Origin of the sequence: Roseicella frigidaeris, assembly GCF_003258945.1 — a bacterium.
Lineage (GTDB): Bacteria > Pseudomonadota > Alphaproteobacteria > Acetobacterales > Acetobacteraceae > Paracraurococcus > Paracraurococcus frigidaeris.
The window spans coordinates 1-12,065 of the sequence record NZ_QLIX01000051.1 but is presented as its reverse complement, the minus strand read 5'-3'; the positions used below and the strand labels follow the sequence as shown (position 1 = coordinate 12,065).

General features: G+C 64.9%; 9 protein-coding genes. 2 read left to right on the top strand and 7 right to left on the bottom strand.

From position 1 onward, the window contains the following. Nucleotides 1–154 precede the first annotated feature (154 nt). On the top strand, nt 155–1,795 hold the full coding sequence (locus DOO78_RS26165; RefSeq protein WP_111472822.1) for an inorganic phosphate transporter: 1,641 nt from the start codon (nt 155–157) through the stop codon (nt 1,793–1,795). Here DOO78_RS26165 and DOO78_RS27225 read toward each other — a convergent pair. The 4 genes from DOO78_RS27225 to DOO78_RS26150 form a co-directional block, all read right to left on the bottom strand. After that, nucleotides 1,785–2,090: a hypothetical protein gene (locus tag DOO78_RS27225; RefSeq protein ID WP_128080170.1), complete on the bottom strand. Its 306-nt coding sequence runs from the start codon at nt 2,088–2,090 to the stop codon at nt 1,785–1,787. The genes DOO78_RS26165 and DOO78_RS27225 overlap by 11 nt on opposite strands. A 324-nt stretch (nt 2,091–2,414) precedes the next feature. Next, nucleotides 2,415–5,099, bottom strand: a complete 2,685-nt coding sequence (locus tag DOO78_RS27780; RefSeq protein WP_165839098.1) for an alkaline phosphatase — start codon at nt 5,097–5,099, stop codon at nt 2,415–2,417. 237 nt (nt 5,100–5,336) lie between these two features. After that, nucleotides 5,337–5,708, bottom strand: coding sequence for a transposase domain-containing protein (locus tag DOO78_RS26155; RefSeq protein ID WP_128080169.1), 372 nt, complete (start codon nt 5,706–5,708; stop codon nt 5,337–5,339). A gap of 1,124 nt (nt 5,709–6,832) precedes the next feature. Next, entirely contained in the window at nt 6,833–7,228 is a 396-nt protein-coding gene (locus DOO78_RS26150; protein WP_279387834.1) for an NUDIX hydrolase, read from the bottom strand. A gap of 303 nt (nt 7,229–7,531) precedes the next feature. On the opposite strand from DOO78_RS26150, the gene DOO78_RS26145 reads away from it, so the two are divergent. Next, complete coding sequence (locus tag DOO78_RS26145; RefSeq protein WP_207803074.1) at nt 7,532–8,632, top strand: ROK family protein; 1,101 nt, start codon at nt 7,532–7,534, stop codon at nt 8,630–8,632. A 333-nt stretch (nt 8,633–8,965) separates the two neighbouring features. Here DOO78_RS26145 and DOO78_RS26140 read toward each other — a convergent pair whose 3' ends face one another. The 3 genes from DOO78_RS26140 to DOO78_RS26130 are packed head-to-tail and all read right to left on the bottom strand — an operon-like array spanning nt 8,966 to nt 11,365. After that, complete coding sequence (locus tag DOO78_RS26140) at nt 8,966–9,760, bottom strand: segregation/condensation protein A (protein WP_111472818.1); 795 nt, start codon at nt 9,758–9,760, stop codon at nt 8,966–8,968. Further along, nucleotides 9,750–10,400 carry a hypothetical protein gene (locus tag DOO78_RS27220; RefSeq protein WP_128080168.1) on the bottom strand — a complete coding sequence of 217 codons (651 nt, stop codon included), beginning with the start codon at nt 10,398–10,400 and terminating at the stop codon, nt 9,750–9,752. The genes DOO78_RS26140 and DOO78_RS27220 overlap by 11 nt, the downstream gene beginning before the upstream one ends. Next, the gene (locus tag DOO78_RS26130) at nt 10,397–11,365 is read right to left on the bottom strand and encodes a tyrosine-type recombinase/integrase (protein ID WP_111472816.1); all 969 of its coding nucleotides are present in this window, start codon (nt 11,363–11,365) and stop codon (nt 10,397–10,399) included. The genes DOO78_RS27220 and DOO78_RS26130 overlap by 4 nt, the downstream gene beginning before the upstream one ends. Nucleotides 11,366–12,065: the final 700 nt, after the last annotated feature.

Here is a 12,065-nt window from a genome sequence, read left to right as displayed (position 1 = left end):
AATCTCCTCGGGCGTGTGGGCCTTCTTCCTCGCCATCCCCGAACCTCCCCCCGCAGTCGCCAGGCTACATCACCGGCGGACCACTTCTACGGGGGCAGGCCAAGCCTGCGAACCCGGCGTTGACATCTTCGCCTCCTGCATCGGGGAAACTCTCATGTCAGACATGACGATGTCGACGAAGGTGAACGCCCGGGTCGCTGAAGTACCAACCAAGCCGAGACTAGATGGCGGCCTCGGCCGCTATGGCCCCCTCATGATCTTCGCGGTTCTCGCCTTGGGCATCGGCTATGCCGCGAACAGTCTGCTCGCCGATATCGATGCCGCCGGCGCACGGCCGACCACCTGGGCTCCTTTTGCCCTGCTCGGCGTTGCGTTGCTGATCGCCCTCGCCTTCGAGTTCGTCAACGGCTTCCACGACACCGCCAATGCCGTAGCAACGGTAATTTACACTCATAGTCTTCCGGCTCCGGTGGCCGTGGTCTGGTCTGGCTTCTTCAACTTCCTCGGTGTCCTCACCTCGTCGGGTGCGGTCGCCTTCGGTATCGTCAGCCTTTTGCCTGTGGAGTTGATCCTTCGTGTGGGCAGCGGTGCTGGCCTCGCCATGGTCTTCGCTCTGCTCATCGCGGCCATTATCTGGAATCTTGGCACCTGGTACGTCGGCCTGCCCGCGTCTTCGTCGCACACGCTCATCGGCTCTATCATTGGTGTTGGACTTGCCAACGAGCTCACCGCATCGAACACTGCGGGCACCTCAGGCGTGGATTGGTCGCAAGCACGCGGGGTGTTCGAGGCGCTGCTCTTCTCCCCAGTCGTTGGCTTTGTTGGCGCTGCTCTGCTCCTTTTGGCCCTCAAGCTGGTCGTGCGCAATCGCAAGCTCTACACCGCCCCGGAGGATTCAGCCCCTCCGCCCCTTTGGATTCGAAGCCTCCTGATCCTGACCTGCACAGGTGTGAGCTTCGCGCACGGCTCCAATGACGGGCAGAAGGGCATGGGACTAATCATGCTCATCCTGATTGGTGTCGTGCCTTCTGCTTACGCTCTGAACCGGGCAGTTCCAGAGGCCGCAACGGCGGGCTTCGTCGAAGTTTCGAGCAGGGCCGCTGCGGTGCTGCGACAGCATACCGGATCGAGTCCTCCTGTTACCACGCCCCAGTCTGCTCGTGACATCGTGCAGGCCTACCTGCAAACCCGGGAGCGCCGCCCTGACACGCTTTCGGCGCTTGCCATGCTGACTGACGACATCGCGCGGCAGGTGCGCACGTATGGTGCCATTGGCAGCGTGCCAGCCGAGCAGGTTCAGAACGTGCGCAACAGCATGTACTTGGCCGACGAAGCTCTACGCCATGTGATTCGTGCTAAGGATCCCCTGGTAACAGCGGAGGAACTCACAATATTGCAGGATTTCCGGGGGGCACTGGACCGGGCCACCCGCTTTATCCCCACTTGGGTAAAGGTCGCAGTCGCAATCGCGCTCGGCTTGGGCACCATGGTGGGCTGGAGGCGGATCGTGGTGACCGTCGCCGAACGGATCGGCAAGGCGCACCTCAGTTACGGACAGGGTGCGTCTGCGGAACTGGTTGCGGCAGCGACAATCGGCGCTGCAGATCTCTATGGCCTGCCGGTGTCTACCACGCACGTGCTTTCCTCGGGCGTCGCCGGAACCATGGCCGCGAACGGTTCAGGGCTCCAGTGGGCGACGGTTCGTAACATTGCTCTCGCTTGGGTGCTGACCCTACCCGCAGCAATGGTCCTGGCTGGCGGGATCTACTGGTTACTGCGGCAGTTCATTGCATAGAGTGCTGCTCCACTGGGTTTACAAACCCCTTCCCTGCTGGGACCCGCTTGCGGTGGCGCTGCTGGAACCAATCCGCTTCAGTGATGCCGGCTTGCTGCTGAAAGCTGAAAATTACGCTGTCTTCCTGCTGGCGATGCGCCGGCAGGGGAACAGCGCAGGGCGCCGGCGGATGAACGACTTGCTGTTGCTGGACGGCCGGACCAATGTCGGACCTCGGCTTCTTCAGCTCGTCGAGAAGCTTGCACTGCTGCAAGAAGGCGGATGCAGCGTCGGTGTCAGAGAGCAGTTGATCCAAAGACACATACCAAGCGCACGAAGGTTCCACCTTCGTGCCACCCAGTCGCCGGACGCGAACTTCCGGTTCGCTTGGCTTCGCAGCACAAGCTGCGGCGTCCGTTTGGGCGCCCGGCCCTGTGGGCCGCAGGTCAAGACTTCATGCGCCCGATGTCTTTTGCGAGGTGCGGCTTTTCCTTCAAGCCATGAAGGAGGTCCTCCCTTTCCCTCATAGCCGGCAACATACGAAAGTGCCGACAGTCTCCGGCGCTTTGCTCCACGAGCGTCCGGCCAGCCGCCCTGACGCTGAGGAGAACCCAGCGCGGTGGGGCGCCGTAAGCTGGGCTCAGGCCCAGACGCCGTCATCGGCCAAACGAGCCTCGACCGCCTGCACGGCCCGCCGTCCCGTATCGGAGGCATCGGTGAAGAACCCGTCGACGCCGAGGTCGATGAACTGACGGTACTCCTCTTCCGGGGTCCGGACCGTGCCGTCCGGATTCAGCGATTGGAACGCTTCCTCGTCGCGCAGGGTGTAGATGAAGACCTCCAGCCCCGCCGCATGCGCATCTTCGAGAAGCGAGGTCTGCTCGCCGGTCAACTGCCGCGTAATCTGGGCGACACCATCGCCGTTACCGTCGACCGGCGTTGCCAGGCTGGTGACTGGCAGGAGGTCGTCCTTGTAAGGACCGATCGCCTCGGCATAGAGCGCCTTCATCGCTTGCAACGCCGCCGGCGTGTAGAGATCGCCATTGGTCGGGCTCATTGCACTCAACGAGAAGTCGAAGTCTCCATAGACTCCGGGATCGGCGCCGAGCGTGGCTTTGGTGGGATCGAAGTTGAAGGCGATGTCGTAGCCGCCCTCGTTCATCAGCTGCACCAGTGGCAGGTCGACGCCCGCCTCCGGCATGATGCGCGTCTGCAGATCAATGAGGTTTGCCAGCTCGAAGGACTGCACGACGACGCGGGAGGGGTCAGTGAAGCCTTCCGCGACGAGGGCTTCCACCATGAGTTGGCTGGTGTCGGCGTGGATCGATGAGCCGTCGAGGTGCGTGCCCTCGAACTCGAAATAGGTCGGGTGCTTGGTCTCTGGGATGATCCCCACCGTGCGGCCGGTCTCCGCCTCCGCCTGCTTCACCAGGTCGATGACTTCGACAAATGTCGGGATGCGGTAGATGTCGTTGTACTGAGTGTTATCGGGGCGGATCTCCGGGATGCGCTCGCGTGCGTAGAGCGTCTTGATCTCCGCCAAGGTGAAGTCCTCGGCGAACCACCCAGTCATCGGTACGCCATCCAGCATCTTGGTAGTCTGGCGATCGGCGAATTCCGGGTGGTCAGCGACGTCGGTGGTACCGCCGAGCTCCGGCTCGTGGCGCGCGATGAGTACGCCGTCCTTGGTCACGACCAGGTCGGGCTCGACGAAGTCGGCGCCGAGGTCGATGGCCAGCTTGTAGGAGGCGAGCGTGTGCTCAGGCCGGTAGGCGCTGGCGCCGCGATGGCCAATCACCAACGGCGGCTCGCCATCAAGGGTATTGAACGCCGGCGGCAATGCGCTGGCGCCCAACTTGATCTGGTCAAGCAGAAAGTCACCGAGCTCGGTCTGGTCCGTGTAGGTGCGGCCACTGCCGGCGACGGCCTGCCCCTGCGCGCCCAGCACCACGTCGCGGTGCTGCGCGAGCGCACCAACCTCGGCTGCCCCGGCGCCATAAGCGTAGAGCGGCACGAGCTGATTGGAATGTCCGTTGCCCAGCCAGGAATACTCCGGCACGCCGTCACCGTTCTGGTCCGGCAGCACCGGCTGGAACGGGATGGTCGCGCCGTTCGGGCCGAACAGCAGATGATCATGGTCGGCGGTGACGATGAGCAGCGTGTCGTCCCAGGTCGCGCGGCTCTCCTCCGAGTTCACCCAGTCGATGACGTACTTCACGGTGTCGTTGAACTCGATATACTCCTCGATCATTCGACCAAAGTTGTTGCCGTGCATCGCGCGGTCTACGGCGCCGCCTTCGATGGAAATGTACAGGCCATCCGGATCGGCATTCAGGCGGTTGAGCGCGGCCGCCGACAGCTCAGTAAGCGTCGGAGAGGTTTCCAGGCGGGGAACAGAGAACGGGATCTCCGTCTCGCCGGCCGGGGCCGCGCCGGCACGGTAGTAGTTGCTGCCAGTAAAGGCTTCGACCAGCATAGCCAACCGCTCGGTCGTCGGCGCTCCGCTGCCGGCCGCGGCAATCTCCTCGCGGGATTGCAGCAGGTTCCAGCTGCCGCCGTCGGCCGAGACGAAGCTGTCGCCCTTCAAAGCCGCCCAGAGATCCGGTCCGATCCACTGGTGGTTTGGCGCCGCCACGCGCTGGCCGTTGTCGTCGTAATCCGGGTTGCCGGCGCCGCCGATGACGTCGAGAATGCCGTTGCCGAACATCTCAGCCGCCACCGCCTGCGCGTTGGAGCGACTGATGTTATGGGCCCCACCGCCTGCCGCCGGGGTCGCATCCGAGATCTGCACGGTGGAGACGACGCCCGTTGCCTTGCCCAGCGCATGCGCCAACTCGGCTGTGGTGAACTGCGGATCGCCGCTGCCGTCTACGTTCAGGGCATTGTTGTAGCTCTTGTGGCCGTTCGCAATGGCAGAGGCGGTGTTGGCGGAGTCTGGCGCGGTGGCACGGTTCCACTCGTAGCCTGCGAAGGCACGCGGATAGCCGGCACTGGTGGTGCCGGGCACCAGGGTCGTGTCGTAATTCTTCGCTGGGTCGTAGACCGTCGCCGGGTTCTGCGCGTCGCTTCCCGGCAGGGTCCGCGTATCGAGCGGATAGGTGGACATTCGCGTGTTGACGAACCCCGGCCCGTCGACGACCAGTGTGCCCACCTCACCGCCGCGCGGGTCGCTTGGCGGCAGGCCCTGGAGGTAGAGGCGCGTCGCCTCGAGCGTATTGGCGCCAGCACCGTCTGCGATCATGAGGATCACGTTCTTCACGGGACCGGCGGTCGTCGCGCCGCCATTCTCCTGCTCGACGGCAGGGGACATCGTCGAATCGCTCATGTCAGCTCCCGGTATTCCCGCACCCAGGCGGCACTCTTGACTGCAATGGGATGACGGGAGCGGCACACCGACTATCATCGAGACATGTCGATCAGATTAAGTTGCTTGTACGTTTTGTTGCTCTATGCCTTCTAATGGGACCCGGCTCGGGGCCATTCTCGGTATGGGCATTTCAGCTCGAGAGTCTGTAGATAAGGCAAAAGCGTATCCATCCGTCCGATGCCGCGTGTGCTGCCTTCAGTGCCAAGGCAGTAGCTCGTGCAGCCGGGATCTCGGGTGGTCCGCAATGCGTGCCGTCACGTCAGCAAGCCAAGCCCGTGGATCGACATCGTTCAGCATGGCGGTGGCGATCAGCGAGCACATTGCTGCAGCGCGCTCGCCGTCACGGTCGCTGCAGGTGAAGATCCAGGTTTTTCCGCTGGGAGCCACGCCACGCAGCTCGCGCTCGACAGCATTACTGCTCAAACAGATATTGCCATCGGTGAGAAAGCGGCTGAAGGCCCTCCCAAGGGTCAGCATATAATCCACGACCTTGCCGACTTCGGCCTGCCGGGACATGGGCGCGCATTGCTCGCGCATCAGAGCCTTTAAGCAGATCGTGGTGCGCAAGGCCGACTACGCCCGCGCGATAGCCGCGTTACGGGGTTCATGGCAAATGATGACAACTTCCGGACTCTGCAACTTCGAGATGAGGTTCATGTGGCTTATCTTCAGTCTGGATGGACAGGCCGAGCGCTCTGTGGCGCCTATCCCCGTGGCGATGACATGTGGGATACAGCTGCAAAACCAGTGACCTGCTTTGTGTGCCTGCATCGCTTACCATCTGCGACAGCAAGGAGGCTCGCATCTAGCCCGGACCCGGATCGGTAAGGGCTGTGTGTTTTAAAATGAAACCTCAAAGCAACAAAAGGCATGCCTCCTTCTGTTATCCTTGCTCCAACAGCCGGAATGGGTTTCCCTGCACCGCCAACACGCAGAGTATCCGCTAGGATTGCTGGTCCTCTGCCACTCATAGAAGTTGCACGTCCGCGATTACGCGTATGAGGACGGAGCGTCGAGTTGCCGAAGGTAGCGCTAGCGATCGTGCAAGCGGATGGCCTTGCCAGATCGCCTGTCTCCGCGCTGTGTCACGCGTTAGTCAGCACCATAGGAATCTGCATGCGTCGCCGTCGCTCCCTCGAAGTCCGCCATTATCGAAACTCCAAGATGGAAATTCGAGAGGAAGGCGATGGGTGGGCCGTAGCCATCTACTGTTCTGGTAGAAATCTTACGATCCTGCACAACCGTGTCCCGCACGGCCTAGATGCACTCATGCGGGAGGCTCAGATGCTCGTTGATCGGCTTCTCGATGGGCCCAGCCTAGCTGACTACCCGTGAGCCGACCTAGGTATGAGGTTGTGGCTGCTCGCAACCGCTGTGGTTCCGGCACGAAGTCACCACGTATTTCGACACTTCGGACCGCGCCTTCGCCCAGCACGGTGCGAGCATCCGGGTACGCGCGACGCGGCACATAATCGTAAGCGGCCGTTTGGGGGCCTGGCGGAGCGGCTCGCTGCAGGTAATGCAGAACTCGCCCCTGCCACCAGCGCCTTCGTGGAATGGGCTAAACGGCGCCCGACTGCGGCGCGACACCACCTGCGTCAAGCTTGGCGTGCGTTCAAAATGCCGGCGGTGCCCTCTTGAGAGGCTGTCGCTGTGGCGTCTCACGGAGCGCAGCGTTGTTGGATTCCATGTCATTGCTCGTTCGTGAGAGGCGTCGAAGTGACCTGCCAGAGCAGCTTGGCCAACCCGGGTTCTTCGACAAGCGAGGCAGCCTCGTCGAGCGTAGCCCAGCGGGACCGCCGCTGGCCCTGCTCTGGCCATGTCTCAGCAAATCCCACCACTCTCATTGGGAAAACCGTCACCTCGCAGATAGCTCGACGCCCATCTGGTAGGCGTTTGCGGTAGGTGTATGCGCCAATCGCATTCGGCTCCGCTTCGCCGAGAATACCTGCCTCTTCGAAAGCCTCTCGTGCGGCGAGCAAGTGAGGCAACAGATCGGGTTCAGCCCATCCTTTAGGAATAACCCAGCGCCCGCTGCGACGCTTGGTGACCAGCAGTACCATGAGATCGTTGGCACTCGCCGTCACCGGCAAAGCAGCATATTGAAGATGCCTCTTTCGGCCCCAGGCCGCACCAAGCCGCCTACTCACAATATCCCCCGCCGGTGCCACATCGATAGCATCGGTCAAAACCGAATATCACAAATCCAGCGGCCATTAGCTTGTCGCAATCTGGCAGCAGCTGCGCTGAGGCTTCTTCCAAGAATCAAGCTTACGACAGTTCGGCAAGATCCGGACAGTGCCCGAAATCTGGCAATCCGTGACGTTCTAATGACAGCAGACAGTTCAGCTATGGTTCGGTGCGTTGTCCCAGCACTTGGGGACAAGCCGATGAACGGACCCGGTGAAAAAGCGACGATGCCGATCCTTCCAGCCGCCATACGAGCCGCACGGCATGGAGCAAAGGACCTTCCACTGGTCCGTGTTGACACTTACGGCGCCGAACTGCGCGACGCCTCCGGTCAAGGCTTCCTTGGGGACCGAGCTAGCAACCGTGCTTTTATTGCCATCCTGGAAGATTGGCGCGAGCGCGTGCGGCGCGGTTGTGGCGAAGATCCATTTGGTGACCAGCGCCCAAGTGGTGAGATTGATCGACAGGAACTCGATCGTGTCCTGCAAGCCGCTGAAGCTGATCCCGAAGCGGCTGGGCTCGTGCAATCAGCAATCGAGGATTTCGCGCAGGAAATGGCAGGCGTGGTACGCCGCCTTTTGCGCCTACCGCAGTGGAAAGGCACTGAGCGGATCGCCCTTGGCGGGGGATTTCTCGGGTCACGGGTGGGCCGTTTGGCAGTAGGTCGAGTTGGCATTCTGTTGAAGGCCGGAGGTGAGCGAGTGCAGATGAGCCCAGTATCGCGCCACCCGGACGACGCTGCCTTGTGCGGGACGGTCCATCTCGCCCCTCCGGAGCTACTGCGACAATGCGACGTCGTGCTCGCTGCCGATATAGGCGGCACCAACATACGCGCAGGGCTTGTGTCGCTAGGGCAGCGCGAAGAAGGATTGCTGTCTCAAGCTAACGTCCTGTTCTCCGAGCTTTGGCGCCATGCCGATGAGAAGCCCGAACGCGAGGAGGCAGTGGACCGCCTCGCGTCGATGCTGAGCAAACTTGCGCGCCGGGCGGATGAGAAAGGAATGCGGCTTTGCAATGTTATCGGAGTTGGCTGTCCAGGCCTAATCCGGGATGACGGCGTGATTGAGCGTGGTGGACAGAACCTACCTGGCGGGGGCTGGGAAGATGCATCTTTTAACTTTCCAGCTCGTCTCGCTACGGTGCTAACGAAGTCTGGCCAATCTGAGCCCCTTGTGATTTTGCACAATGACGCAGTCGTTCAGGGACTGAGTGAGACATCGGCGATGCAGGACATTGAGCACTGGGCCGTGCTCACCATTGGCACGGGTCTCGGCAACGCCCGCTTCACTAATCAACGTTGATCCAGTGAGCGGGACCACGACGCTACATATCTGCAGTCAACGGCCTCGTCAGTGGTGAAATGGCCGCTGCGAGCGGCAGCGGTTCGGCTTGCTGTGCCGCACCGCCGCCCAGGATCGGCGCCGCGACGGGTATTAGACAAGGCCAATGTGTCGACAGTTCCAGGTACACCACTCCCGCCAGGAGAAGCAGCACCAACTCGAATTGAGCTACCGAACTCATGCCGATCTTCGCATCTCGCCTCGGTCCTGGCCCAGCGGCCTCCGGGCGTAGAAGAAGCACGGCATGGGCGAGGGGATGGATTCCGCCATGCCAAGCAAATTAGAGCGCATTTGCTACCGGGCTCGCTTACGCGGGCTCTGACCAATCGTGATGGTACTGAATGCTACCTTCTGATTTAGCTCGACCATGTCGTCGCGGCTGAGCTCGAGCCCGGCGAGGAGAGTGCTGGCGATGGCGCTGCGGCGCCAGAGGGCGGCGCCCTCTCCGGCCGGCGTGGGCGGCAGCAGTTGTTCCAACCGGGCGCCATCCGCAGGCAGCTCCGGCAGCATCACCCGGATCCGCGCCATCGCTTCCGACACGCGCCAGAGGGCCGGCGGCCGCGGCCGGTAGACCCGCTCGTGCACCGGCACCTCGAGCAGCCTGAGGCAGGCCCGCAGCAGCGCGGTCACGTCCGCCGCCAGCTCGGCTGCCGCCTCCTGTTCGGGCGCGCCGCGCGCGAACACCTCCCGCCCGAGCTGCGGCCGCCGCTCCAGCCAGTCGGCCAGCCGCCGCGCCGCCGCGCGCTTGGCCAGCCGGCGGCGCAGGTCCGCCGCCTCCCGCTCCGCTTCGGCATTCTCGGCGGTGCCGGCCGGCAGCAGCAGCCGCGCCCGCAACGCCAGCAACCACGCCGCCATGACCGTCCACTCGGCCAGCCGCGACAGCGGCACCGCCCGGCGCGCGATGGCCTCCTCCAGCACCGCGGCGAACTGCCCGGCGAGGTCGGTGACTGAGATCCGCGCCAGGTCGACCCGCTGCGCCCGGGCGAGTTCGAGCAGCAGGTCGAGCGGGCCTTCCCAGGCCGCGAGCCGCAGCACCGGCGCGCCGCTGTTGCCGACCGCCGCGCGCGATGCCTCGGCCTCAGGGGTCATCGTAGAGGGGGCGGATATTGATCGAGAGATCGGGCCATCGCTGCCGCATCGCCCGGATGGCCGGCCAGGGTGTCCAGTCGGCCGACCAGAAGCCGAGCCAGAGCAGCCCGGGATCGGGCGGCCGCCCCCTGCCCCGGCCCGGCACCGGCAGCGCCACCACGCCGCGCAGCGCCGCCGTGGTACCCCAGTGCCGCCAGAGCCAGGCGCGGCTCTCCGGCGCCGCCGGCCCAAGCCGCAGCACTTGCGCCGGCACGGGCAGCAGCCGGTGCAGGCAGAGCGGGCAGGCCCGGCTGGTGGCGGCCCGTTCGGCGATGAGCCGCGCCCGCGCCTCGGCGGCGTCGCACAGCTGGCCGGCGAGGATGCGGCAGCCCTCCAGGCTGAGGCTGCGCCGCTGCGGGCCGGGCGGCGCGGCCAGCAGGTGGAACCAGTCCTCGGCGGCCTGGCCGGCACCGTCCGTCCAGGGGATCAGCCCGGGCCCGGCCGCCGCCACCCGGAAGCCCGCGACCGCGTCCGGATCGCCGGTGACCCGCAGGTGGTGGTACAGCCAGTCGGGATGCGACAGCGCCAGCACCTCGACGTCGAGGGCGGGCGCGGCTCCCTCCCCTGCCCCACTGTCCGTGCTGGTCGCCGCAGCGCTCACAGCCCGAGCTTGGTGACCGGGCTCTCGGTCAGCAGCCTGGCCCGGCGGACGTAGCCGCGCATGGTCCTGAGGTCGCGGTGGCGGGTGTGGTCCATGATGTCCTCGTCCCGCGCCCCCTGCCGGTAGGCCTCGGTGATGAAGCCCGCCCTGAGCCCGTGCGGCGACAGCCGCTCCTGGCCCGAGACGGTGAGCCCGGCTTGCGCCGCGCGGCGCAGCAGGATCTGCCGCACCGCGTCGGGGTGCAGCCCGGCGGGCTCGACCTCGCCCCAGCGGCTGACCTTGCGGAAGACCGGCCCGTAGCGGCAGGCGCTCGCCTGCAGCCAGGCCTCGAGGGCGCGGACGGGACAGGTCTCGGGCTTCTGGCCGCGCGGGATGCCGATCTCGGCCCCCTGCCCGGCGGCGTCGGTCTTGCTGCGCGGGATCAGCAGCCTGAGGCCGTCGGCGGTGAGGGTCAGGTGCTCGCGCGCGATCGCCACCAGCTCGGCCCGGCGCAGCGCCCCGGCATAGCCGAGCAGCAGCAGGGCGCGGTCGCGCAGGTCGGCGAGGCCGCGTGTGCGGCAGGTGGCGAGCAGCCGCTTGATCTCGGCGGTGGTGAGGGCCGCGGCGCGGCGGGCCGGGCGGCCGTGCTGGCGGTGGATGCCGCGCAGGGTGTGGTGGATCACCGGGTGGGACGCCGCGAAGGCGTGCCCCGCCAAGCGGTGGTACTGGCCGATGGCGGAGAGGCGCTTGGCGAGGCTGGCGCGGCTGTGGGTGGCGGCGAGGCTGGCGAGGTGCTCGGCGACGGTCGCCGGCGTGGCGGGCAGGGCCTGGCGGCCGGCCAGGGCGCACCAGTCGAGGAAGGCCTGCCAGCTGCTCTGGTAGGCGCGCAGCGTCGCCGGCGAGAGCGAGGCACGGGCATAGGCCTCGGCGGGCTGCGCGGCCTGCAGCGGCGAAGGCAGCGCGGGCAGGACGGCGGGGTCGGACACGCCATGATTCCAGCAGCTTGCCGACGTACGGACAAGGAATAAGGCACGCTCTGTCTAACACGCGGGAAAGGCGAAGAACGCGTGTTAGTCCTGTTTGGACAGTCTGGGATCTGGCCTTATCCCGAACGGGGATCCATGGGTTATGAGAGAGTTGGCCCATCGTCCGCTCGAAGGACGCAGAGAGAGCCTTTGTCGGAGTGGTTTCCTGGCAACCCAGCCTTCGCGCGGGTCTCGGAGATCCTTAACGCGGCGCGTGACCCGAAGCGCTGGTGCTGGTGCTAGCCGTAAAGTACGATTGCCATATGGCACAATGGCGACATGATATAGCGGCGCTATCGTCATTCGTTGCCACCGCCCTCCCCCTGCTCTTCCGCGCTCTCGGCCAGCTCCTCATTGCCCTCTGGCGCTGGGTGGTGTCCCCTGCCCTGCGGCAGGTCGGCCAAGTTCATCGCCTTGCCTGCGCTCCTGGCCACGCCTCAGTGGCGGCGGCTCCGCCACAACGCGCTGCGTCGCCTTGACGGACGGTGTCAGCTCTGTAGGCGGACCCAGCGTGACGGCGTGGTACTGAACGTCGACCACATCAAGCCACGACGGAGCCACTCCCGCCTCGCCCTGGTCCAGCGAAGCCTCTAGCAGGCTGCTGAAATTCCCCCTCGCGACCGGCCCCGGATCGTGATTCGCTCGTCTCCATCGGAGGGGG